The organism is Acidisoma sp. L85 (assembly GCF_009765865.1).
Lineage (GTDB): Bacteria > Pseudomonadota > Alphaproteobacteria > Acetobacterales > Acetobacteraceae > Acidisoma.
Genome location: NZ_LMUQ01000026.1, coordinates 302,420 through 324,875 on the forward strand (window position 1 = coordinate 302,420; position 22,456 = coordinate 324,875).

The 22,456-nt window shown below is 63.4% G+C and carries 21 protein-coding genes; 5 read left to right on the top strand and 16 right to left on the bottom strand.

Annotated elements, in window-relative coordinates; translation table 11 throughout:
• Positions 1-6: 6 nt before the first annotated feature.
• From GSQ83_RS07340 to GSQ83_RS07350, 3 genes are all read right to left on the bottom strand, one after another.
• Positions 7-1,707, bottom strand: coding sequence for a glycosyltransferase family 39 protein (locus GSQ83_RS07340; RefSeq protein WP_158802223.1), 1,701 nt, complete (start codon positions 1,705-1,707; stop codon positions 7-9).
• Positions 1,708-1,908: 201 nt separating this feature from the next.
• Complete coding sequence (locus GSQ83_RS07345; RefSeq protein WP_158802224.1) at positions 1,909-3,357, bottom strand: trehalose-6-phosphate synthase; 1,449 nt, start codon at positions 3,355-3,357, stop codon at positions 1,909-1,911.
• 60 nt (positions 3,358-3,417) lie between these two features.
• Positions 3,418-5,253, bottom strand: coding sequence for an ABC transporter ATP-binding protein (locus tag GSQ83_RS07350; RefSeq protein ID WP_158802225.1), 1,836 nt, complete (start codon positions 5,251-5,253; stop codon positions 3,418-3,420).
• 295 nt (positions 5,254-5,548) lie between these two features.
• Between GSQ83_RS07350 and GSQ83_RS07355 the strand changes: the two genes are divergently transcribed.
• Both GSQ83_RS07355 and arfB read left to right on the top strand, forming a co-directional pair.
• The gene (locus GSQ83_RS07355) at positions 5,549-6,607 is read left to right on the top strand and encodes a glycosyltransferase family 4 protein (RefSeq protein WP_158802226.1); all 1,059 of its coding nucleotides are present in this window, start codon (positions 5,549-5,551) and stop codon (positions 6,605-6,607) included.
• A gap of 32 nt (positions 6,608-6,639) precedes the next feature.
• Positions 6,640-7,068, top strand: coding sequence for an alternative ribosome rescue aminoacyl-tRNA hydrolase ArfB (gene arfB, locus GSQ83_RS07360; RefSeq protein ID WP_174246636.1), 429 nt, complete (start codon positions 6,640-6,642; stop codon positions 7,066-7,068).
• A gap of 146 nt (positions 7,069-7,214) precedes the next feature.
• Here the strand turns inward: arfB and GSQ83_RS07365 are convergent, their stop codons facing one another.
• Entirely contained in the window at positions 7,215-7,493 is a 279-nt protein-coding gene (locus GSQ83_RS07365; protein WP_158802227.1) for a hypothetical protein, read from the bottom strand.
• 110 nt (positions 7,494-7,603) lie between these two features.
• Here GSQ83_RS07365 and GSQ83_RS07370 point away from each other — a divergent pair, with 110 nt between their 5' ends.
• Genes GSQ83_RS07370 through GSQ83_RS07380 form a run of 3 tightly spaced genes read left to right on the top strand, consistent with a single transcriptional unit; the run spans position 7,604 to position 10,078 of the window.
• Complete coding sequence (locus tag GSQ83_RS07370) at positions 7,604-8,005, top strand: RidA family protein (protein WP_158802228.1); 402 nt, start codon at positions 7,604-7,606, stop codon at positions 8,003-8,005.
• Positions 8,005-9,345: a gluconate:H+ symporter gene (locus GSQ83_RS07375; RefSeq protein ID WP_158802229.1), complete on the top strand. Its 1,341-nt coding sequence runs from the start codon at positions 8,005-8,007 to the stop codon at positions 9,343-9,345. The genes GSQ83_RS07370 and GSQ83_RS07375 overlap by 1 nt, the downstream gene beginning before the upstream one ends.
• The gene (locus GSQ83_RS07380; RefSeq protein ID WP_158802230.1) at positions 9,338-10,078 is read left to right on the top strand and encodes a DUF72 domain-containing protein; all 741 of its coding nucleotides are present in this window, start codon (positions 9,338-9,340) and stop codon (positions 10,076-10,078) included. The genes GSQ83_RS07375 and GSQ83_RS07380 overlap by 8 nt, the downstream gene beginning before the upstream one ends.
• Here the strand turns inward: GSQ83_RS07380 and GSQ83_RS07385 are convergent.
• The 12 genes from GSQ83_RS07385 to GSQ83_RS07440 all read right to left on the bottom strand — a co-directional run bounded on the left by GSQ83_RS07385 (position 10,075) and on the right by GSQ83_RS07440 (position 22,338).
• Positions 10,075-10,566, bottom strand: a complete 492-nt coding sequence (locus GSQ83_RS07385; RefSeq protein ID WP_158802231.1) for a YaiI/YqxD family protein — start codon at positions 10,564-10,566, stop codon at positions 10,075-10,077. The two genes, GSQ83_RS07380 and GSQ83_RS07385, sit on opposite strands and share 4 nt — an antisense overlap.
• Before the next feature lie 65 nt (positions 10,567-10,631).
• Entirely contained in the window at positions 10,632-11,336 is a 705-nt protein-coding gene (locus tag GSQ83_RS07390; protein ID WP_158802412.1) for an ABC transporter ATP-binding protein, read from the bottom strand.
• Between the two features lie 7 nt (positions 11,337-11,343).
• Entirely contained in the window at positions 11,344-13,452 is a 2,109-nt protein-coding gene (locus GSQ83_RS07395; protein ID WP_158802232.1) for an ABC transporter permease subunit, read from the bottom strand.
• Between the two features lie 11 nt (positions 13,453-13,463).
• The gene (locus GSQ83_RS07400; protein ID WP_158802233.1) at positions 13,464-14,402 is read right to left on the bottom strand and encodes a branched-chain amino acid ABC transporter permease; all 939 of its coding nucleotides are present in this window, start codon (positions 14,400-14,402) and stop codon (positions 13,464-13,466) included.
• A 68-nt stretch (positions 14,403-14,470) separates the two neighbouring features.
• Positions 14,471-15,709 (bottom strand): branched-chain amino acid ABC transporter substrate-binding protein, encoded by a 1,239-nt coding sequence (locus GSQ83_RS07405; RefSeq protein WP_158802234.1) that lies wholly within the window; start codon positions 15,707-15,709, stop codon positions 14,471-14,473.
• A gap of 330 nt (positions 15,710-16,039) precedes the next feature.
• Entirely contained in the window at positions 16,040-16,357 is a 318-nt protein-coding gene (locus GSQ83_RS07410; protein ID WP_158802413.1) for an iron-sulfur cluster assembly accessory protein, read from the bottom strand.
• Between the two features lie 95 nt (positions 16,358-16,452).
• Positions 16,453-16,839 carry an SUF system Fe-S cluster assembly protein gene (locus tag GSQ83_RS07415; RefSeq protein ID WP_254065548.1) on the bottom strand — a complete coding sequence of 129 codons (387 nt, stop codon included), beginning with the start codon at positions 16,837-16,839 and terminating at the stop codon, positions 16,453-16,455.
• A gap of 67 nt (positions 16,840-16,906) precedes the next feature.
• A complete protein-coding gene (locus GSQ83_RS07420) occupies positions 16,907-18,157 on the bottom strand; it encodes an aminotransferase class V-fold PLP-dependent enzyme (RefSeq protein ID WP_158802236.1) in 1,251 nt (416 codons plus the stop codon).
• On the bottom strand, positions 18,154-19,470 hold the full coding sequence (gene sufD, locus GSQ83_RS07425; RefSeq protein WP_158802237.1) for a Fe-S cluster assembly protein SufD: 1,317 nt from the start codon (positions 19,468-19,470) through the stop codon (positions 18,154-18,156). Before sufD ends, GSQ83_RS07420 begins: the two co-directional genes overlap by 4 nt.
• Positions 19,470-20,228, bottom strand: a complete 759-nt coding sequence (gene sufC, locus GSQ83_RS07430) for a Fe-S cluster assembly ATPase SufC (RefSeq protein ID WP_158802238.1) — start codon at positions 20,226-20,228, stop codon at positions 19,470-19,472. Before sufC ends, sufD begins: the two co-directional genes overlap by 1 nt.
• Positions 20,229-20,375: 147 nt before the next feature.
• On the bottom strand, positions 20,376-21,860 hold the full coding sequence (gene sufB / locus GSQ83_RS07435) for a Fe-S cluster assembly protein SufB (protein ID WP_158802239.1): 1,485 nt from the start codon (positions 21,858-21,860) through the stop codon (positions 20,376-20,378).
• A 4-nt stretch (positions 21,861-21,864) separates the two neighbouring features.
• Positions 21,865-22,338, bottom strand: coding sequence for an SUF system Fe-S cluster assembly regulator (locus tag GSQ83_RS07440; RefSeq protein ID WP_158802240.1), 474 nt, complete (start codon positions 22,336-22,338; stop codon positions 21,865-21,867).
• Positions 22,339-22,456 lie beyond the last annotated feature (118 nt).

The following is a 22,456-nucleotide window of genomic DNA, read 5'->3' on the forward strand; positions in this document are numbered from 1 at the left end:
TACACGTTATTCGATATTGTCGGCCACCGTATCGCAGGCCGCAGGCTGGGGCGGCGCAGTGGTCGGATGGGTCGGGATCGTCGAGGTCACCGTTCCGCAATCGAGCGCAGTGCCCGTCGGCAGCCCGGCGAAGAGCTTCATCGTGATGAGGTCGCCTTCCTTGGTCTGCAGGATCGGTTGCCCAAGCGGCTCGATGATCCGCGCAAAATTCGGCTCAGAGGTCCGATCCGCCTGCCCGACCCTGCCAAACAGCACCCACACCCGGCCACCGGTCGAAAGATGCTGCGCCGCCTTATAAACGTCGAGCGTCCAGGCATCCGCAGGGATCTCGTCGCCCTGCCGCTTGAGGAAGAAATTCATCATGTAGACGGGCAGGCCATCAGAAACGAGCACGACGTCACCTGGTAACATTGCCTGTCGCAGATCCTGGCCCGCCAAATCCCAGCGCGGCTTGGTCTCGGCCCGGTAATAGGGCGCGAGATTGATGGCCGCGAGGAGGATGAGCGCGAAGGCGGCCCCACTCTGCCAGCGCCGCGGCAGCAGGCTTACGCCCAAGCCGACGAAGAGCAGGAAAGGCACCGAACTCCACAGCAGGTAACGCGGCATCCATAGCGGCTTGATGAACGAAATCAGGAGGATAGTCAGGGGCGGCATGAAGGCGGCGATAGCCAGCGCGCGGAGCATGGTGCGCGACAACCCGGGCGTCGCGCCGCGCTGCAAGGCGCCCGCGACCGGTTGCCGCTGCAGATAGGCCAGTCCCATCGCGGCGAAGACGACGATGGCCGCACCGAAGCCCGGAATGGCAGCCGGCAGCAGCTGGAAGCTGATCAGCCGCGAAGTCCGCATGAGATAGAGCGAGGAGATCGTCGAGAAGAAGTGGCGCAAGGTCAAAGCGGGCACCCAGTTGGTCGCGTTGCCCATATAGCCATGCGTAAAGATGTCCATCGCGACGAACCAGGGCAGCGAGAAGCCCAGCACGATCGCCTGCGCCACGAGCCAGCGCAGCAGGAAGCGCCGACGGTCGACCCGCGCGTCAAAGGCGATCGCGAGCGCCGCGAGATTGGCCGAGATCAACCAGAAGAACGCAACGCTTAGCACATTGAGGGCCGCCAGGGTGCCGAGGGTATAGAGCACCCAGGGCGCATGCCGCGCCGAGGAATCGCGCCATGGTGCCGAGGCGGCGCGAGGGTCGCGGGCCAATTCCACCAGCCCCAGCAACCCGATCGCCATCATGCAGATGACGAAGCTGTAGGAGCGCGCCTCCTGGCCGTACTGCACCTGTAGCGGAGAAAGTGCCAGCAGCATGCCGGCGATCAACCCGGCTCGCCAGCCACCAAGCTGCCGTCCGATGAGAAACAGCACCGCGCAGGATGCCGATCCGAAGATCACGGAGGGGATGCGGAGAATCGCCTCGGTGGTACCGAAGGAGGCGAGCATCGAGGTGATCATGAAGTAGGACGGCAAATGGTGATGCGCGAGAGAGTCGGCGATCATGTCCCAGAACGGCAGGCTCGACCGCGTGACCGTGGTAATTTCGTCCAGCCAGTACGGCATGCTCGCAACACCGTAGTAGCGCGCGAAGAAGCCAACGAGGAAAACGGCTGAGAATAACAGCAGCGTCGCATTCGCCTCCGCCCATAAAGCGAGGCGCGCGCGTGGCCGTTCGGCGATGCCGGCTACGGGTTGAGGCTGGGAGGCGATCGACATTTAGTCTCCATACGGCATTAGCCGCCAGAGGAAGTTAACGGCCGATGGGACCGCCTACCAAGGACGAAGATGGCGGGGGATTGAGGCAGCTTTATAGCTTGTTAGGTAGCACTTTGTGGCGCTTTGTTGCCGCCTGCGTGCTCAGAAACGCCCGAGGCTGGCCGGTCACGAAGGACGGCAATCGTTGCTCTGGCCGCCCCATCAGGCGCGGCGCGAAAGATCGCCCAGGAAGCGGTCGCGCCACGCCGACAGGCTGTTGCGTCGTAGGACCGACATCATCTGCGCGTGCCGCTCCCGCCGCTCACGCAACGGCATCGCCAGCGCCTTCTCGATCGCATCTGCGATATCATCGGCATCGTGCGGATTGACCAGCAGCGCCGCCGTCAGCTCGGCGGCGGCGCCGGCGAATTGCGACAGCACGAGAACACCGGGATCAGCCGGATCCTGCGCCGCGACATATTCCTTGGCGACGAGGTTCATCCCGTCCCGCATCGGCGTCACCAACCCGACATCGGCGAGCGCATACATCGGCATAAGCTGGTGCCGCGCGAAGCCCTTATTGAGGTAACGCAGCGGCGTCCAATCCACCTCGGCGAAGCGGCCGTTGATGCGCCCGGCCTCTCGCTCCAGCTCCAGCCGGATCTCGCGATAGGTATCGACATCGGCCCGCGACGGCGGTGCGATCTGGAGGAAGGTCACATCCCCCCGCGACGTGTCCTGTCGCTCGAGAAACCGCTCATAGGCCAGGAAGCGCTGGCTCAAGCCTTTGGAATAGTCGAGCCGATCAACGCTGATGATGAGGCGGCTTTCGCCAATAGAGTTGCGCAGCCGGTTCATCTGCGGGCAGTTCGCCGGCGCCTCCGCCTGGCGGCGGATCTCATCGACCTGGACGCCGATCGGATAGACACCGGTGCGCAGTACGCGACCGAAAGCCATGATGGCGCGGCCGGGCAGCAAATGCCCGTCCGCCTCGCGGAGGATATAGTCCTCAAAGGCGCGGCGGTCGGTCTCGGTCTGGAAGCCGACCAAATCGAATTGGCAAAGCGCGCGCGCCAATTCGGCGTGCGGCGGCAAGGTCATGAAAACCGAGGCCGCGGGGAAAGGCGTGTGCAGAAAGATGCCGATGCGATTGGTCGCTCCGCCTTCCCGCATCGCTGCCGCGAGGCCCAGCAGGTGGTAGTCATGCGCCCAAATCACGTCATCGGGCGCGATGCTATCCAGCAGTGTCTTGGCAAACAGCGCGTTGACGCGGCAATAGCCGGCGTATTCATCGCGAGAGAAACGAGCGAGCGCCGTGCGGTAGTGCAACACGGGCCACAGCGCGCCATTGGCGAAGCCGCGATAATATTCCTCGTAATCCGCGGCGCTGAGATCGATCGTACGGAGGAGGATCCGCCCCTTCGCCTTCTCCGGCTGAGCGGTAGAGGCTCCGGCGGCGATCTCCCCGCTCCAGCCAAACCACAGCCCGCCTTTCTCGTTGAGCGCATCCAGCACACCGGCGGCGAGCCCCCCAGCGGTCGGTTGCCCCTCCTCGATCGGGGCGATGCGGTTGGAGACCACGACCAGCCTGCCTGCCTGGGCCTGCCAGGAGCGGCGGGGCGCCTGCTCCAGCAGATCCGAGTAAGCCCGACCGAAGACCGTCTCTTCCATGGGAGCGCTTCCCTATGTCCCTGCGAATGAGCTGAGCCGCGTGCGAAGCATATGGGAGGCCTAAGCCGCCTTGGGGAGGTGGACGACGTTTTGCTTGGACAAAAGATCGCGATACGGACCGGGGCGAAGAGAGAGGTCACGCGGCGACCCGTCGTCGATAACGCGACCCTGATCCATCACGATGATCCGGTCGAAGCTCTGTAGCGTCGAGAGACGATGCGCGATGGCGATCACCGTGCGGCCTTCCATCAGCGTATCAAGCGCCGCCTGGATCGCCTGTTCCGAGCCGGTATCGAGGGCGGAGGTCGCCTCATCGAGCAGCAGAACCGGCGCGTTCTTCAGCAGGGCGCGTGCAATCGCGAGGCGCTGGCGCTGGCCGCCTGAAAGCTTGGTGCCACGATCGCCCACGACGGTATCGAAGCCCTCCGGCAACGCCTCGATGAACTCGCGGCAATGCGCCATCTCGGCGGCCGCCAGAACCTCGGCCTCTGTCGCGGTCGGCCGGGCGTAGCGGATATTCTCCAGCACTGAGCGATGGAAAAGCGAAATGTCCTGCGGCACCACCGCGATACCCTGGCGGAGGCTTTCCTGCGTCACGCGGCTGATGTCCTGGCCATCGATGAGGATGCGGCCTTCATTCGGATCGTAGAAGCGCTGCAGCAGGCTGAGCATGGTGGACTTGCCGGCGCCCGAGGCACCGACCAGGCCGACGCGCTCGCCGGCGGCGATCTTGATGTCAACGCCCTTCAGGATGTCCGGACGGCCGGGATAGCCGAAACCAAGTTCCTCAAAAGTCACGGCACCGGCGGTCAGCAGCAGCGGACGCGCCTGGGCGATGTCCGGCAGAGCATGGGGAACGAGCAGCGTCTCGGTCGCTTCCTCAAGCCGCGCGACATGCTGGGTCAGATCGACCAGCGCGACGGCAAGATCCCGTGTGCCGTGCAGGATGGTGAAGCATAGCGAACCAACCAGCACGATATCGCCCGAGGTCGCGTGACCACCCTGCCAAAGCAGGATCGCCCAGGCCATGACACCGGCGGAGAAACCCGCCGTGACGACGGCATGCAGGAGACGCAGCTTCTCAAGGTAGATCAGGCTTCCATGGCGCGACTTCATCTCCGTCGCGATGGTCTCGCTCATCCGGCGAGATTCGCGCAGCGTCGCACCGAAGGCCCGCACCACGCCGATATTGCTGATGATATCGACGAGTTCGCCATCCACCCGCGCGGCAGAGGTCGCATAGGTGCGGTGAAGCGGACCGCCCTTGCGGGCCAGCATGAAGATCACCGCGGCAAGACCCACGCTGATCGCGAGCATGACGATCGCCATAAGCGGATTGACCGAGGTCACGAGGGCGATCGAGAAAATCACCGCGACGACGGGCGGCAGAACATTCCAGGCAATCGTATTCTCAGTCGTGAACACGGCGTTCGCGGTCGCCGTAACCCGGCCGGCGAGCGTGCCGGGCAGGCGGTCAGCGAAGTAGCTCGGCGAATGACCGGCGAGATGCGCGAAGAGGTCGCGGCGGACGTCGCCGGTGACCCGAACAAACAGCCCGGCCGCGATCCAGCCGCCCACGCGCCACATCAGGTTATCGGCGCAGATCAGCACCGCGAGCACGCCGAACGCGATCCAAACGCCCGTCACGGCCGCCGCCGAATGGCCGTGCGCGACCGCGTCGATCACGTTCTTCAGGCCGTACTGCGTCAGCACCGAACACAGCACCGCGATCAGTACCGACCCGAGCACGCCGATATGGGCAAGCTTATGCCGCCCGGCAAAATGAAGGAGAAAGTGGATCGGCTTGGAACGCAGGCCGAGTAGCGAGGGCGCATGCTCCGCCGTCACTGTCCGCTCCGTCGTCCCAGCTTCGCGAGCACGATTGAAACCGCGCATGCCAACACTCCAATAGACTTCGATATCGCTGCGGCTGATTGCCTGGCCAAAGCCATGGCCCCGCCGCCTGCTTGAACGAAACCTAAGAGAAGATCGTAGCGGAAATAGGGCGCATTTTACGGAATTGCCAAGTTTTCAAAGCTTTAGCGCCGAGATTTCGCCACATTCACGGAAGATTTTTATACCTGCCGTTATCGGGCTGAGACCAACCATTAAGACTTCCGGCTATCCCACTGGAGAGTCTGGCATTCGCCGGAACGCTCAGCATCGGACCGCACAGGAGAGTATCCCGCCCATGCGTATCGCCCAGGTTTCGCCTCTGTATGAGGCTGTTCCCCCTCGCCTCTATGGCGGCACCGAGCGTGTCGTCTCCTTCCTTACGGAAGAACTGGTGGCGATGGGCCATGACGTAACATTGTTCGCCAGCGGTGACTCTATCACCCGCGCACGTCTCGAGCCGATGTGTGCCGAGGCCCTGCGCCTCGATCCCTCGATCCGTGATCGTATCGCTCCCCATTTGTTGATGATGGAGGCGATCCGCGACCGCGTGGATGAGTTCGACGTCATCCATTTCCACAACGACTACCTGCCCTTCTCGCTGTTCTCTCGCCAGGCAACGCCTTTCGTGACGACCATCCACGGCCGCCTCGACCTACAGGAATTCATAGACATCTACGGCGCTTTTCCGAAGGTGCCGCTGATCTCCATCTCCGACAGCCAGCGCGCGCCGGTGCCGAACCTGAACTGGCTGCGGACAGTCCATCACGGACTGCCGCTCAATCTGCTGACGCCGCGCTCGGTCGAGCCGAGCTATCTCGCCGTGCTCGGCCGCGTTTCGCCGGAGAAGGGTGTGGACAAGGCGATCCGCATCGCCGGCCGCGCTGGGATGCCGCTCAAGATCGCCGCCAAGGTCGATGCAGCCGACGAGGAGTATTTCCAGGCCGTGATCAAGCCGCTCCTGAAGCAGCCGCATGTCGAGTTCATCGGCGAGATCAACGAGCGGCAAAAGCCCGAATTCCTTGCCGGCGCCCATGCCCTGCTCTTCCCCATCGACTGGCCCGAGCCCTTCGGCCTGGTGATGATCGAGGCCATGGCCTGCGGCACCCCTGTCATTACCTACGAGCGCGGTTCCGTGCCCGAGGTTATCGACGAGGGCGTAACGGGCTTCGTCGCGCGCGATGAGGCAGACGCGGTGCGTGCTGTGCGTCGCCTCGGCGAAATCAGCCGAGACGGCGTGCGCGCCCGCTTCGAGCAGCGCTTCACATCTCGCCGCATGGCCGAGAACTACCTCTCGGTCTATGAGGAGATGGTCGAGCGCCGCCCGCGCCCGGCGCTCCGCGCTGTCGCGGGCTAACGCGCCAAGAGGCTGACAGGTGCCTGATCGCCATGACGCTGTTGGAGATCAGGCCCGGCCTCACTTTGGATGACGAAACCATCGAGTTTCGTTTCGTCCGCGCCTCGGGCCCGGGCGGCCAGAACGTCAACAAAGTGTCAACCGCGGTAGAGCTGCGGTTCGACACCCGGCGCTGGCCGGAAATGCCTGCCGCAATGGCACCACGGCTGGCGACCCTTGCCGGCCAGCGCATGACGCAGGACGGTGTTGTCGTGATCTTCGCGCAGAGCTACCGCAGCCAGATTCGCAACCGGGAAGACGCCACTGAGCGGTTGGTGGCGCTTCTCCGCGAGGCTGCTGAGGTACCGCGCCGCCGCCGTCCGACGCGGCCGACACTCGGCAGCAAGACGCGAAGGCTGGACACCAAGACCCGCCGAGGCAACGTCAAGCGGATGCGGGGTTCGCCGGATTCATCGAGCTGAGATGAGGAGAATCTCCCCGCCCTGCAAGCGAGGGGTTGGGGGTGGGTTCGGCATCGCGACGGTAGGTTTCGACCCAAAGAACCCACCCCAAGCCCCTCCGTTGCTGGGAGGGCAACCGGCAAGCAAGCCCCCTTAGCCCAACACCATCAACGGCTTGTAGCCGCCAATTGCTGTGCGGTTAGAAAGCGGATGTTGCGCTGGACCGCATTCCGCACCGTTATCTCGTGACCCTGCTCAAGCGCGGTGATCATCGCCGCCATATCCTCTTCCACGCGCTTCATCTCCTTGTAGATGGGATGGCGCCCGGCGCCGTAGCCGTTCTTCCTTAGGTGCTCCAGGATCATCCAGGCACGGTCGTAAACGATGCCCGCACCCTTCCAGGCCGGCACACCGCCCTTGCCGCCACTCACCGTGTCGTAGCTCATGGGTATGTCTTTCATCCTGGCCGAAATCGACAACCGCCGGGGGTCCCGGCTGGATCATGTGCCCGCTTGGTCATAGGCTTCACCCCTGACTGGGGCGGGAATCGAAAAGCATGCGACGCTTGATCACCTCGGGATCGCCCTTCGAGGCGACCATCGGCTATTCCCGCGCCGTGGTCGACGGCGCATGGGTCTTTGTGAGCGGCACGACCGGTTTCGATTACGCGACCATGACGATTTCGCCCGATGTGCGCGAACAGGCCGAACAGGCGATGCGCAATATCGGCCAAGCGCTGACCGAGGCCGGCACTTCCTTCAATGATATCGTTCGCGTGCGCTACATCCTGCCCGATGCCGCCGATTTCGAGCCGTGCTGGCCGGTGCTGCAACGCTATCTCGGCGAGGTCCGGCCAGCAGCGACCATGCTGGCAGCGGGCCTCCTCGATCCGCGCATGAAAATCGAGATCGAAGTCACGGCGCGCCGAGCAAGCGTACCCCCAGAAGGCGACCGCTGATGGCCCCCCTCGTCTCGGTCGGTCTTGCCGTCGTCGCGGTTCTCGCGCTGATCGTCCTCATCGCGCGTTTCCGCATTAATGCGTTCATCGTGATCTTCGTCGTCTCGCTAGCGCTCGCGTTGGCCGCTGGCATGCCCGCGGCGAAAGTCGTGACCTCTTTCGAGAATGGCGTCGGCCATGCGCTCGGCCATATCGCGATCATCATCGCGCTCGGCACCATGCTGGGAAAGATGCTGGCCGAATCGGGTGGCGCCGAGCGGGTCGCCGAGACGCTGATCCACTGGTTCGGCCCGAAGCGCATCCACTGGGCGATGATGCTCATCGGCCTGATCATCGGCCTGCCGGTCTTCTTCGAGGTCGGTTTCGTCCTGCTCATCCCGGTCGCGTTCAACGTGGCAAAGCGGACGGGCACGCCGCTAATTCTCGTCGCTTTGCCTCTGGTGGCGGGGCTTTCGGTGGTCCATGGACTGATGCCGCCGCACCCGGCGGCGATGCTCGCGGTCCTAGCCTTCAATGCGCCGATCGGGCCGACAATTCTCTACGCGTTGATTGTAGGCGTTCCCGCCGCCATCCTCGCCGGGCCGATTTTCGCCTCCTACCTCGCGCCGCGCATGCGCCTGCCGGACGAGAATCCGATGGAGGCGCAATTCGTCAGCGCGGAGCAACAACGTGTCCTCCCCGGCTTCGGCATCACCATGGCCACCATCCTGCTGCCGGTCTTCCTCATGCTGTTGGGAAGCTGGGTCGGCCTCCTCACCACCAAGGGCTCAGCGGCTTACGAGATTCTAAATTTTCTGGGCAATACCGATATCGCGCTGCTGCTGGCGACGATCCTGAGCTTCTATACGCTCGGCATCGCACGGGGCATCTCGCGTGACACGATTCTCAAATACACCAATGAATGCTTGGCACCGACCGCGATGATCACCTTGCTGATCGGTGCGGGAGGCGGTTTCGGCCGTGTGCTGATCGATAGCGGCGTGTCGCAGGCAATCGTGACCGTCGCGACCGGGGCGCATGTGCCGCTGCTCGTTCTCGCCTGGCTGCTCGCAGCACTGGTGCGTCTGGCGGTGGGTTCCTCGACCGTCGCGATGACCACCGCCGCCGGTATCGTCGCGCCCATCGCGCTGCATTCGCCCGGCGTCTCGGCGCCGTTGCTCGTGTTGGTGACTGGTGCGGGCTCGCTGATCTACAGCCACGTCAATGACGGCGGCTTCTGGCTGGTGAAGGAGTATCTCAATATGAGCGTGGCTCAGACGCTGAAGAGCTGGTCGGTGCTGGAGACGATCATCTCGGTGACAGGACTGATTCTGGCGCTCGGCCTGTCCTTGGTTGTCTGACGCGACGGGGGTTCCGCGAATCGGCACCGCGGGTTGGAGCATTCCGAAGGCGGTCGCGGATGCGTTTCCAGCGGCCGGCAGCCACCTTACGCGCTACGCCGCGCGCTTTTCGGCGGTCGAAATCAACTCGTCGTTCTATCGCCCGCATCGCCCCACGACCTATGCCCGCTGGGCGGCAAGCGTGCCGGAAGATTTTCGCTTCTCGGTCAAGCTGCCACGTTCGATCACGCATGAGCGCAAGCTGGAGGATGTGGCGGAACCGCTTGACCAATTCCTGACCGAGGTGTGTGCGCTTGGTGACAGGCTTGGCCCTATGCTGATCCAGCTGCCGCCCAGCCTGGAATGCGAGCAGGCAGTGGCCGAGCGTTTCTTCACTCGGATGCGCGAGTGCTTCGATGGCGCGCTCGTCTGCGAACCGCGCCATGCGAGCTGGTTCGAGGATCGGGTCGAAGCAATGCTGGCGGCTTTCCGGGTCGCTCGAGTCGCCGCCGACCCAGCGCCAGTTGCGCGCGCGGCCGAGCCAGGTGGCTGGCCGGATCTCGTCTATCGCCGCCTGCATGGCGCACCGAAGATCTACTATTCAAGCTATGCCGCGACGGAACTCGACTGCTACGCGGCGTCGATGCGCGACGCGGAGGCGGCGGAAAGCTGGTGCATCTTCGACAATACGGCGCTGGGCGAAGCAACCCGGAACGCGCTGGACCTGCTCGCCGGCTGCGGGCGTAACAACTAAAACCCGCCAGGTGGGACCCTGAGCGACGGCGGCGCCGGGCGGCGCGCGGCCTGGATGACACTGTCCAGCGCGGCGAGAAAGCGTGAGCGGTCCTGCTTTGTCAGCGTCGATGGGCCGCCGGTGGGCAAGCCTGTGGCGCGCAGATGCTCGGCAACCGCGCGTCCAGCGAGGGCACTGCCGATATTGTCCGAGGTCCAGACATGCCCCTTCGGCGAAAGCGCTCGTGCGCCCCGAGCCAGACAGCGGGCCGCGAGCGGGATGTCGGCGGTGATGCAGACATCGGGCGCCTCGACGCGATCGGCGATCCAATCATCCGCCGCGTCCGGCCCCGCATCGACGGTGATCATCTGCACGTTGGGCCGCCCGGTCGGCCGGATCGGCCGCGACCCGTTCGCCACCACAAACACCGCCAGCCCAAGCCGATCCGCCACGCGATAAACCTCATCGCGCACCGGGCAGGCATCGCCATCAACATAAAGGATGGTCATCTCAAACGAACCGCGGCCTGGGGCCGCCGGCCGCAGCGGGTCGAGGGCGGAGCCCTCGCCTTGCCTCAGTGACCGCCCTGCATTTCGCCAAGATAGGCCTCGCGCACCGTCTCATTCTCCCGCAATTCGGCCGCGGAGCCCGAGAGGATAACCTGCCCGGTCTGCAAGACATAGGCGCGGTTGGCGATGAGCAGTGCCATGGCGGCGTTCTGCTCCACCATGAAGATCGAGACGCCTTGGCGATTGATCTCCTGGATAATGTCAAAGGTCTGCTCGACATAGAGTGGCGAGAGACCCATCGACGGCTCGTCCATGCAGATCAGCCGCGGCCGGGCCATCAGCGCGCGGCCGATCGCGACCATCTGCTGTTCGCCACCCGACAGCGTGCCGGAGACCTGATCGCGCCGTTCCTTCACACGCGGAAACAGCGAATAGACCCGGTCGAGATCCTGGTCGAATTCGGCGCCCTTTTTGCGCGTATAGGCGCCCATCTCGAGATTCTCGAAAACCGTCATGCGGGGAAACAGCCGCCGCGCTTCCAGCACCGGCGCGATGCCGCGCTTCACGCGCTCCACAGTGGCGAGACCCTCGATGGCCTCGCCCTCATAGATGACGCTGCCGGAAGTTGGGCGGACGATCCCCATGATCGTCTTCATCGTGGTGGTCTTGCCCGAGGCATTGCCGCCGAGCAGGCAGACGATTTCCCCCTGATCGAGCCGGTAGTTCACGTTCTTCAGAACGTGAAGGTCCCCGTAATGCGTATTGACCATACGAAACTCAAGCACGGGCGGCGGCCCCTCTGCCCAGATAGGCGGTTAGCACCGCTTCATTGCGACGCACCTCGTCGGGTAGGCCCTCGGTCAGCTTCTCGCCATGGTCCAGCACGATTACCTTCGACGCGATGCGCGTCACCACATCGAGCTTATGCTCGATGATAAGGATGGTCAGGCCGAGCGCGTTCAGCCCCTTGATCTGCTCCGCGAGCTCAAGCGATTCCGACGTGTCCATGCCGGCCGTCGGCTCATCGAGCAGCAGAATGCGCGGACGCGAGGCCAGCGCGCGAGAAATCTCGACGCGGCGGCGGTTCGCGTAGGACAGCCCTTCCACCGTGTGATTGAGACGCGGCACGAGACGGTTGCCGAAAATTTCGGCGATCTCTAACACCCAGCTCCGCGCGACCTTCTCCTCTTTCAGATTGCTGGGGCCCCAGAAGACGGTGCCGATCGGGCCGCTGCGCAGACGCGCATGCTGACCAACCAGGATATTGTCGAGCACCGTCATGGTCGGGAACAGCCGCAGGTTCTGAAAGGTGCGCGCCACGCCCGCCTTGAGGATCTCATGTGGCTGAAGACCCAGGATCTCCGCCCCGTTGAAGAGGATGCTGCCTTCGGCGGCGCGTGTGAGGCCGGTGATAGTGTTGAAGAGCGTCGATTTCCCGGAACCGTTCGGCCCGATGACGGCGACGACGCTGCCGGCAGGCACTGTGATGTTGATCTTGTTCAACGCCACCAACCCGCCGAACCGAACCGTCACGTCATTGATCTCGAGCATCGGCACCGCACCCGGCGCGTGGGCGTAGCGCTCGCCACTGATCTGCGACAGGCGAACATCGCTCGCCGCACGGCGCTGCACCGAGGCATGCTGCTGCTCCGTGGTCAGCGCCCGCTGACGGCGCGCGGCCGGAATGAGACCTTCTCGCCGGTAGAGCATCATCGCGACAAGGATAATGCCGAAGATAAGTTCACTCGCCTGGGTGAGATCGAGGGAGCTTATGTAGTCGGAGCCGATGGCGGTGCCGAGCGCGTCGATCCACTGTGTCAGCGAGCCGAGGAACCAAGTCTGCAGCAGTTGCAACAGAATGGCGCCGAGCACCACGCCCCAGATGCTGCCGAGACCGCCGAGCACCACCATGACCAAGATCATGACGGAGACGGGGAAACCGAACATGTCGGGTGTCGCGGTCTGTAGCTTTGCGACATAGAAGGTTCCGGACATTCCGGCGAAGCCGGCGCCGATACCGAAGGCCAGCAGCTTGAAGCGGACGAGATGAATGCCCATCGCGCTGGCGGCGATTTCGTCATCGCGGATTGCCATCCAGGCGCGGCCGATGCGGCCGTCTCGCAGACGGGTGCTGACGAAGATCAGGAAGGCGATGAGGCCGAGGCCGACGTAGTAATAGGGCGTGGCGTTGATGCCGAAGTGATAGCTGCCGATTTGCGCACCGGCGATGCCGTTCAAACCTGCGGCGCCATTGGTGAGTCCGGTCCAGTTGCGCGCCACGATGGGCACGATCTCGCCGAAGCCGAGTGTCACGATCGCCAGGTAATCGCCGCGCAGGCGCAAGGTCGGCGCACCAAAGAGCACGCCGAAGAAGGCCGCGATGAAGGCGGATACCGGCAGCATGATCCAGAAGGAGACGGTGAAATGCACGATGGCATGGCCGTTTTGCACGACCTTCTGGACCAGGCCGAGATAGGCGAAGGGTTGCCAGAAGACACCCCAGTCGGGGGTGATTTGCCAGGACGTCAGGATGCCGAAGGAATAAGCGCCGATCGCGAAGAAGGCCGCGTAGCCGAGATCGAGCAGGCCGGCGAAACCCACCACGATGTTCAGGCCGAGCGCCAGTGTCGCGTAAGCCGTCGCATTGGCCGCCGCGTCGATATTGGCCTGATCTCCGCTGAGGATCGGGAAGATCAAGGCGAGGATCGCGACGACGGTGATGACGGCGTATTGGACGCGCGGCCGCTCGAAGGGCGCGGTCAGCCGTGTCCAGCGGCTCGTCGCGACCTGCACGGTGTGCAGCGCATTGACGTTCTCATGACCAGGCGTGTTGTCCAGGATCGTGGGGTCAGGTGTGGAATCCGGGGAGGTGGTGGTCGTTTCCATCGCGCCTCTCCTCAGGACTTGGTGGGCGCAAGGCGGCCAAACAGGCCCGCCGGACGGCAGATGAGAACGAGAACGAGAATCGAGAAGATGATGACATCCGCCCATTTGACGGCGATGTACTGACCCGCGAGCGATTCGATGAGGCCGATGATGATACCGCCCACCATGGCGCCAGGAATATTGCCGATGCCACCGAGCACGGCGGCGGTGAAGGCACGCAGTCCGGCGGAGAAGCCGATGCCGAAGCTCGTGAAATTGTAATAGAGGCTGAAGATCAGGCCTGCCGCTCCCGCCAAGGCGGAACCCATGAAGAAGGCGGTCATGATGACGCGATTGACCTCGACGCCCATCATCAGCGCGGCGTCCGGATCCTGCGCCGTGGCGCGCATCGCCTTGCCGAGCCGGCTACGCTGCACGAACCAGAAAAGGCCGCCCATCAACAGGGTCGAGATGACCCAGATGAGAATCTGGAAAACGGTGATGCGGGCGCCGTTTATGCCGCCGATATAGAATGACCAGTGCGGGATCGGATTGGGATAGTTCTTCTCGTTCGCGCCTTGAGTCAGCAGCACGACGTTGGAGAGAATATACGAGACGCCAATGGTGGTGATCATCGCCATCGGCCCCTTCACACCGCGTAGCGGCCGAAGGGCGAAACGTTCGATGATGACACCAAGAAACCCACAGGCAATCATCGTGACGACAAGAACAACAAGCAAAACGCCGACGAGCGGCAGCCCATGCAGTAGCACGGACTGGCCCTCAATTCCAAAAAGGTGAAGCACGCCCATGGCGATGAAGGAGCCGACCATGAAGACGTTGAAGTGAGAGAAGTTGATCAGCTCTAGGATGCCGTAGACGATCGTAAAGCCGAGAGCGAGCAGCGCGTACATCGCGCCCAGGCTGAGGCCATTAATGAGCTGCTGAAGCAGCAGGTCGAAAGGGGTCATCCGCACCTGACTAGAGCTGGAGAATAAAACGCCCGGAGCGCGCGCATTGCGGCTCCGGGCGGAGAAGATCAGCTCTGCGGCGCGTTGCCGACGAACTTGAACTGGTGCTGCGGATCACCGTCCGGGAACTTCGGATCATGCGTGATGCGGAACACACTGACGATGCGCTGGGTGATATCGCCATTCTTGTCGAAGGAAACCGCCCCTTGCAGCGTCGGGACAGTTCCGGATGCGATCGCCGCGCGAACCGACTCACGGTCCGGCGTTCCGCCGCTCGCAACTACCTTATTAATCGCGGCGATGATGACCTGAACACCGTCGAAGGCGGTGATCGCGTAGTCATCGGGCGACTCGTTGAACTTGGACTGATAATCGCCAATCCATTGCGACAGCTTCGTATCATCCGTGAGATGCGGCGATGCGTTGCTGATGTACCAGCCTTCCGCCGCAGGGAAGCCGGCGCCGGTCAGCACGTCCGGGCTATACATGCCATCCCCCGCCCCCTTGGGGATATTCGGCACGATATCATAGGCCTGCTTGACGAGCTTGACACCCGCCTGGGCAACGCCACCGAAATACAGCGCCTCGGCACCGAGCGACTTCACCTTGGTCAGGATCGAGCTGTAATCCGCCGCCGTTGGGTCAAGCCTGTCACGCCCGAGCACCTTGATGCCCTGAGCCGCTGCCTGCTTCTGGAAGGCATCCGCGAGACCCACGCCATAGGCGCCGCTGTCATCGAGGACGTAGATGCTCTTAACCTTGAGCGTCTCGGCGAAGTAGTTCGCCATGTTCGGGCCCTGGAAGGCGTCAGTTGTCACCGTCCGGAAGAACACCGGCTTGCCGCCCGGCATGTACTGCGCGGCGAATTGCGGGTTGGTCAGGTCCGGATTGGTGGCGGCCGGGGTGATCATCGTGAGGTTGCCCTCGCTGAGGATCGGCACCATGGCCTTGGCCGAGCCGCTCATCTCCGGCCCGATCGCCGCGAGAACCTTCTCGTTGGACACCATCTTGCGCGCGTTGGTGGCTGCCTGAGCAGGGTCATATTGCCCGGCGGTCGGCGTCGCGTCGTTCAAAACCATCGGCTTCAGAGTGTAACCGGGGACGGCTTTCGAATCATTCGCCATCGAAATGCCGAGGAGCGCGCCATTCATGATGCGCTTGGCCCCAGCCGCGTCACCACCGGTTATCGGCAGATTAATGCCGATAATGATCGTCTTGTCAGCGGCTTGGGCCCCGTGCGGGAGACCCACGACAGCGGTAAGGGCGGTGGCAGCGATCAGTGAGGCGAGGAAGCGTCGCTTTAGCATATGGACCTCCATGTCCGACATAGGTGGCATGCAACTCAGCTTGGTGCCATCGCAAGGGGAGCGCAAGCAGGAATGGGGCCACGCGACCCGATGGCCGGAGACTAGGAGGCTAAAGATTTACGAAAGATTGCGATCGCGGCGAAAACGCGCGCGGGATGAGGGGGCGGGCTAGCTATTTCGACAGTCTGCTCAAAGGTCGGAGCACTGCCCGCAGCCTCAGCGATTTAAATCGAGTGCCAGGTAGAGGCGACGCGCGGCAAGTGGTAGCGAGACGATAAAAGTCTATTGTATCAACACGAACTCACGTGTCTCGTAAGCGTTGGCGATTCGCTAGACGTGGAAGCTTTCGCCGCAGCCACAGCGGCCTTTCTCGTTCGGATTGGTGAAGGTGAAGCCGGCCGAGAGCTTCTCCTTGCGGTAGTCCATGATCGTACCGATCAGGAAAAGGCTGGCCTTGCGATCCACCAAAACGGTCTGGCCTTTATCGGTCACACGCTCGTCAGTTGGGCCCGCGGCTTCCACCCAGCTCATCTCATAGGCCATGCCCGAGCAACCCTTGGTATTGACGCTGATGCGCAGCAGCATGCCGGCCTGGCCGCCAGCGTAAAGCGAAGCCAGCCGTTCAGCCGCGGCGTCACTGAGCTGCATGAGCGGCGGCAAGGCGCGGCGCGGCGGCTTCGGCGGGGCGCCAGCGGGAACGGAAATGGCGGATTGGGTTACTTCACTCACTTGCTTCAGCTCCCTCAGAACATGTTCAGGGACAGGCGGGCTTCGTCGCTCATGCGGCTCATATCCCAAGGCGGATCCCAAACGGTCTCCACCTCAACACCAGTCACGCCCGGCACCATCTCGACTGCCTGCTTCACCATCTCGGGCAGTTCCTGAGCCGAAGGACAAGCAGGAGCAGTAAGGGTCATCTCGACCTTGATATGGCCCTCGTCGGAGATGTCGATCGCGTAGATCAGGCCAAGCTCATAGATATTCACCGGGATCTCGGGATCGTGGACGGTCGCGATGGCGCTGATCACGTCATCCTCACTTACCCGCTGCGCGGATGCGGGCGCGACTTCACCCTCCGGCGTCCAGGAGTGGTGGAGGGCGGTCTCGGTCTCCGGCGAATGGTCCATCATCGTCATCTCCATTGCGCCCGGGCCAGAGCAGATTGCACTGCTCTTTCTTCGTATGAGATGAGCAAGCTCAAACGAAGAAGGCCCGAACGCGGTCCAGCGTATCCGCGAGGAAATCGATCTCCTCGATCGTCGTGTAGAGGCCGAAACTCGCGCGCGCGGTGCTGTCCACACCCATGCGGCGCATCAGCGGCTCGGCGCAATGATGGCCGGCACGCAGCGCGATTCCCGAGCGATCGGCCAAGGTCGCCACATCATGGGCATGGGCGCCGTCCAGCGTAAAGGAAATCACGCCACCCCGATCCTGCGCCCGCCCGATGATCCGCAGGCCCTCGATCGCGGACAGCCGCGCGATGGCATGCTCCGTCAATACCGCCTCATGAGCCGAGATGGAATCGTAGCCGACCGCCTCGATATAGTGGATCGCGGCGTCCAGGCCGATGCCCTCCAGGATCGCGGGGGTTCCCGCCTCGAACTTATGCGGCACCCGCGCCCAGGTGGTTTTCTCGAAGGTCACGGAGGAGATCATATCCCCGCCACCCATCCACGGCGGCATCGCCTCCAGCAATTCGGGCCGTGCCCAGAGCGCGCCGATCCCTGTTGGGCCATACAGCTTATGGCCGGTGAAGACGTAGAAATCGGCGCCCAGTGCCTGCACGTCGATCCGGCGATGCACCACCGCCTGCGAGCCATCGAACAGCACCTTCGCGCCATGCGCGTGGGCGAGCGCCACGATACCCTCCGCCGGTGTATAGGTTCCGAGCACATTCGACATATGGGTGACGGCGACGAGACCGACGCGGCCATCCTGCAACAGTGCCTCGAGGCTCGCCATATCCAGCTCGCCCGCATCCGTCACGGCGGCGACGCGTAGCTCGATGCCATGAGCATCCCGCAGCATCTGCCACGGCACGATGTTGGAGTGATGTTCCATCTCCGAGATCACCACCGCCTCGCCCGGCTTCATCACACCGCGCCCGTAGCTATGGGCGACCAGGTTGATCGCCTCTGTGCTGTTGCGGGTGAAAACGATCTCGTTGCGGGAGCCTGCGTTGAGCAGCCGCGCGACGGAATCGCGCGTCGCCTCATAGGCTTCCGTCGTGCGTTCGCTCATCCAGTGGGCGCCGCGATGGATATTGGCGTATTGCGTTTCCATCGCACCGACCATCGCGTCGATCACCACGCGGGGCTTCTGCGCGGAGGCGGCGCTGTCGAGAAACACCAGCGGCTTGCCGCGCACGGTCTGCGACAGAATCGGAAAATCGGCACGCAGCCGCGCGATGTCATCGACGCCGATACGGCTTGGCGCGATCACATTCATGACGCAAGCGCCTCCGCCGCGCGGCCCGTGGTGTTCCACCAGGTCTCGACAGCATGTTCCAAAACGGCGCGCACACCCTCATGCGTCACCGCCTCGAAAGCATCAGTGAGGAACGCGCGCACCAGAATCATTCGCGCCTCGGCGGCGGCGATGCCCCGGCTGCGCAGGTAGAAAAGCTGCTCGGGATCGAGCGCGCCGACCGTCGCGCCATGGCTGCACTTCACGTCATCCGCGTAGATCTCGAGCTCGGGCTTGGAGTTGATCTCCGCATCCGGTGACAGCAGCAGCGCCTGGTTCATCTGGTAGCCATCGGTCTTCTGCGCCACGCGCGCGACTTCGATGCGGCCCTGGAACACGGCACGCGCCCGGCCGATCAGCACCGACTTCACCGTCTGGCGCGATGCACAATTCGGCGCGTCATGCGTGATGACCGTCGTGAAATCCGAAAGCTGCGTGCCGCCCATGATCTGCGCCGCGTTGAGATGCACTGCTGCCTGAGCGCCGCCGAGCCGTGCATGGATCTCACTGCGGCCAAGCTGCGCGCCGAGCGACAGCGAGAAGCTGTCATACGTCGCGCGCGCGGCGGTATCGACATAGACCGTTGAGAGGTGGAAGGCCTCGGCCGATTCCTGCTGCAAGCGGACATGCGTGAGATGCGCGCCCTCTGCGAGGTCGATCTCGATGACCGGATTGTGCAGATATTCGCCCTCCCCGGCCGAAACTTCGAGCAGGACAAGGCTGGCGCCGCGACGTAGCCGCAGGCGATGCCTGGGATGGCTCGCTACCCGGCGATGCTGACCGCTCGTGAGCTGGCCGAGCAGCAGGAAGCCGCCATCGATGCCCTCCGCCACATCGATAATGGCGCCATCTTCGGCAAGCATCGTGTTGAGCGCCACCAGCCGGTCACGCTTGGGCCGGGCCAATAGATCGAAGCCGCTGGAGGCGCCGCCTTCAGCAAAGGTGCTGGTCGTCACATCGGGCGGCAGTGCGGAGAGATCGCCGCGAAACCGCCCATCCACGAAGATCAGGCGGGGGCCCGCGACGGCGGGCAGATGCGCGATGAGTCGCGTACCATCGCCGGTCTCGGCCACCGCTTCATGGAAGACCTGAGCCTCGACAGGGCGGAGGTTGGTGTAGTGCCAAGGCTCCTCCTTCGGGGTCGGCCAGCCCATCTCGCGTAGCACCTCGGCCGCGGCGTCGCGCGGCTCGTGTGGTCCGGGCAGGCGTTCGCGCAGACCGTCATACCGGGTGAGGAAGGCCGCCAAAGCGGCGTTTGGTGCGCGAGCCGGCGTGCGAAGCGGGGTCGCTGCCATTATGCGGCCTCCGCCGATTCGCCGACGAGGCCGGCATAGCCGCGCGCTTCGAGTTCATGTGCGAGCTCAGGACCGCCAGAGCGCAGGATGCGGCCCTCGGCCAGCACGTGCACTCTGTCGGGCACGATATAGTCGAGCAGCCGCTGGTAATGCGTGATGATCAGCGAAGAAAAGCCTGGGCCACGTTGCGCGTTGACGCCATCGGCCACGATCCGCAGCGCGTCGATGTCGAGGCCGCTATCGGTCTCGTCCAGAATTGCAAGCTTGGGTTTCAGCACAGCCATCTGCAGAACTTCGTTGCGCTTCTTCTCGCCGCCGGAAAACCCGACATTGACATTGCGCTTGAGCATGTCCTCGGACATCGCGAGCTTCTTCACCTCGCCGCGTGCAAGCTTGAGGAACTGCACTGCATCGAGTTCCGGTTCGCCACGCCGGCGATGGATGGCGTTGAGCGCGGTGCGCAGGAAGTTCGCATTGCCGACGCCCGGCAATTCGACGGGGTACTGAAAGGCGAGGAACAACCCGGCCGCCGCGCGTTCCTCAGGCTCCATCGCCAGCAGATCCTGGCCGTAGAAGGTCACGCTGCCGGCGGTGACTTCATAGCCCTCGCGCCCGGAGAGGACGTAGGACAGCGTGGATTTGCCCGCGCCGTTCGGCCCCATCACGGCGTGGATCTCGCCCGGCGGAATGGTGAGGTCGATCCCGTTGAGGATCGTCTTGTCGTCGATGGTGGCCGTCAGGCCGCGAATTTCGAGCATTTTCTCACGTCTCGTCAGCGATTGTGTCGTGAAGTCTCTCCGTCATGGCACGCGAAGGCGTGCCATCCACGTCTTGCCTTCGTGGAGCAGGCAAGACGTGGATGCTCGGCCTTCGCCGAGCACGACGAGGTAAATTGCCGAACATGCTCAGCCCACGGAACCTTCGAGGCTGATCGCAAGAAGCTTCTGCGCTTCCACCGCGAATTCCATCGGCAGCTCCTTCAGCACATCCTTGCAGAAGCCGTTCACAATCAGGCCAACCGCATCCTCCTGCGAAAGGCCCCGGCTGCGGCAATAGAACATCTGGTCTTCGGCGATCTTCGAGGTCGTGGCCTCATGTTCGATCTTCGCCGTCGCGTTTCGGCTTTCGATATAGGGCACGGTATGCGCGCCGCACTGGTCGCCGATCAGCAGGCTGTCGCACTGCGTGAAATTCCGCGCGTTCTGCGCCTTCGGCATCATGCGGACAAGCCCGCGATAGGTGCTGTCCGAACGCCCGGCGCTGATCGTCTTGGCGATGATCGTGCTATTGGTGTTGCGGCCAATGTGAATCATCTTGGTGCCAGTATCGGCCTGCTGACAGTTATTCGTCACCGCGACCGAGTAGAATTCGCCGACGCTGCCATCGCCCTGCAGAATGCAGGAAGGATACTTCCAGGTTATTGCCGAACCTGTCTCAACCTGCGTCCAGCTGATGCGGCTGCGCGCGCCACGGCACGCCCCGCGTTTGGTGACGAAGTTATAGATGCCGCCTTTGCCATTCGCATCGCCCGGATACCAGTTCTGCACCGTGCTATATTTGATCTTGGCATCATCCAAGGCGATGAGTTCCACCACCGCCGCGTGCAGCTGGTTCTCGTCCCGCATTGGCGCGGTGCAGCCTTCAAGATAGCTCACGGAAGCGCCCTCGGCCGCGATCACCAACGTACGCTCGAACTGTCCCGTGTTGCGGGCGTTGATGCGGAAATACGTCGATAACTCCATCGGGCATTTCACGCCCTTGGGGATGTAGACGAAGCTGCCGTCGGTGAAGACCGCCGAGTTCAGGGCCGCGTAGAAATTATCCCCAGCCGGAACAACGCTGCCCAGATATTCGCGCACCAAATCGGGGTGCTCACGCACCGCTTCGCTGATGGGGCAGAAGATCACGCCCTGCTTCGCCAGCGTCTCCTGAAAGGTCGTCGCGACTGAGACGCTGTCGAAGACCGCATCAACAGCCATCGGCAGCCGATCATCTGGGCTCGGCTCGACGCCCGCGAGCAACGCCTGCTCGCGCAGCGGAATGCCGAGCTTCTCATAGGTGCGCAGCAATTCGGGATCGACCTCGTCGAGGCTTTTCGGTCCGCCGCCCTTCTTGGGCGCGGCATAGTAATGGATGTCCTGGTAGTCGATGCGCGGATAGGTCGCCTTCGCCCAATGCGGCTCGGCCATGGTCTTCCATGCCGCAAAGGCCTTCAGCCGCCAGGCAAGCAGCCATTCAGGCTCTTCCTTCCGCGCCGAGATCAGGCGGATGGTGTCCTCACTCAGCCCCTTGGGCGCGATATCCATCTCGAGATCCGTCTCGAAGCCCCACTTATAGGTGGAGCCCGTGACGGCGCGGACGGTGTCTAGGGTCTCGGCGACTGCTGGCATTATCTCACTCGGCTGTGACGGCGGCGGAGGAAGGGGCGGGTTTGGTAGAGATGTGCGGCATGGGGTCCGGCATAAAGCTCCGGCCACGCATTTCCGCTAGGCTAATGCCAGAGAGCGCATCGAGGATGGCGGCATTGACCGCATCCCACCGCCCCCGGACCGGGCAAAGTCCCGAGGCTTCGCAACTGGTCACCGAATGTTCGACGCACGCGGTGAGTGCAATCGGGCCATCGACCGCGGCAATCACATCGGCGATTGGAATAGCGCTGAGCGGCCGGCCAAGCCGGTAACCGCCCCGCGCCCCGCGATGGGACAGAACGAGTCCGCCGGCCCCCAGGATCTTCAGAACTTTGGCGACCGTAGGCTCAGGCACGCCGATCGCGGCGGCGATGCCGGCCGAACTCTGTAGGCCGCCCTCCTCGGAGAGCCGCACCAGCACAACCACGGCATAATCCGTGAGCTTGGAGAGGCGAAGCATGCACGAAACCTTCTGGCGACCCTGGTCGCCTTGAGCGAAGGTTTAGCGGCTCAACTAGGACCGCGCGAGTCCTGTTTTCGGAACGCTGGGCGGCGCGACGCGCAGGCTGTCCCACCGG

Excerpts from the sequence above, each read along its gene's own strand:
- GSQ83_RS07340 (WP_158802223.1), bottom strand. The coding sequence starts at position 1,707 with ATGTCGATCGCCTCCCAGCCTCAACCCGTAGCCGGCATCGCCGAACGG.
- GSQ83_RS07345 (WP_158802224.1), bottom strand. The coding sequence starts at position 3,357 with ATGGAAGAGACGGTCTTCGGTCGGGCTTACTCGGATCTGCTGGAGCAG.
- GSQ83_RS07350 (WP_158802225.1), bottom strand. The coding sequence starts at position 5,253 with ATGCGCGGTTTCAATCGTGCTCGCGAAGCTGGGACGACGGAGCGGACA.
- GSQ83_RS07355 (WP_158802226.1), top strand. The coding sequence starts at position 5,549 with ATGCGTATCGCCCAGGTTTCGCCTCTGTATGAGGCTGTTCCCCCTCGC.
- arfB (WP_174246636.1), top strand. The coding sequence starts at position 6,640 with ATGACGCTGTTGGAGATCAGGCCCGGCCTCACTTTGGATGACGAAACC.
- GSQ83_RS07365 (WP_158802227.1), bottom strand. The coding sequence starts at position 7,493 with ATGAGCTACGACACGGTGAGTGGCGGCAAGGGCGGTGTGCCGGCCTGG.
- GSQ83_RS07370 (WP_158802228.1), top strand. The coding sequence starts at position 7,604 with ATGCGACGCTTGATCACCTCGGGATCGCCCTTCGAGGCGACCATCGGC.
- GSQ83_RS07375 (WP_158802229.1), top strand. The coding sequence starts at position 8,005 with ATGGCCCCCCTCGTCTCGGTCGGTCTTGCCGTCGTCGCGGTTCTCGCG.
- GSQ83_RS07385 (WP_158802231.1), bottom strand. The coding sequence starts at position 10,566 with ATGACCATCCTTTATGTTGATGGCGATGCCTGCCCGGTGCGCGATGAG.
- GSQ83_RS07390 (WP_158802412.1), bottom strand. The coding sequence starts at position 11,336 with ATGGTCAATACGCATTACGGGGACCTTCACGTTCTGAAGAACGTGAAC.
- GSQ83_RS07395 (WP_158802232.1), bottom strand. The coding sequence starts at position 13,452 with ATGGAAACGACCACCACCTCCCCGGATTCCACACCTGACCCCACGATC.
- GSQ83_RS07400 (WP_158802233.1), bottom strand. The coding sequence starts at position 14,402 with ATGACCCCTTTCGACCTGCTGCTTCAGCAGCTCATTAATGGCCTCAGC.
- GSQ83_RS07405 (WP_158802234.1), bottom strand. The coding sequence starts at position 15,709 with ATGCTAAAGCGACGCTTCCTCGCCTCACTGATCGCTGCCACCGCCCTT.
- GSQ83_RS07410 (WP_158802413.1), bottom strand. The coding sequence starts at position 16,357 with ATGCAGCTCAGTGACGCCGCGGCTGAACGGCTGGCTTCGCTTTACGCT.
- GSQ83_RS07415 (WP_254065548.1), bottom strand. The coding sequence starts at position 16,839 with ATGATGGACCATTCGCCGGAGACCGAGACCGCCCTCCACCACTCCTGG.
- GSQ83_RS07420 (WP_158802236.1), bottom strand. The coding sequence starts at position 18,157 with ATGAATGTGATCGCGCCAAGCCGTATCGGCGTCGATGACATCGCGCGG.
- sufD (WP_158802237.1), bottom strand. The coding sequence starts at position 19,470 with ATGGCAGCGACCCCGCTTCGCACGCCGGCTCGCGCACCAAACGCCGCT.
- sufC (WP_158802238.1), bottom strand. The coding sequence starts at position 20,228 with ATGCTCGAAATTCGCGGCCTGACGGCCACCATCGACGACAAGACGATC.
- sufB (WP_158802239.1), bottom strand. The coding sequence starts at position 21,860 with ATGCCAGCAGTCGCCGAGACCCTAGACACCGTCCGCGCCGTCACGGGC.
- GSQ83_RS07440 (WP_158802240.1), bottom strand. The coding sequence starts at position 22,338 with ATGCTTCGCCTCTCCAAGCTCACGGATTATGCCGTGGTTGTGCTGGTG.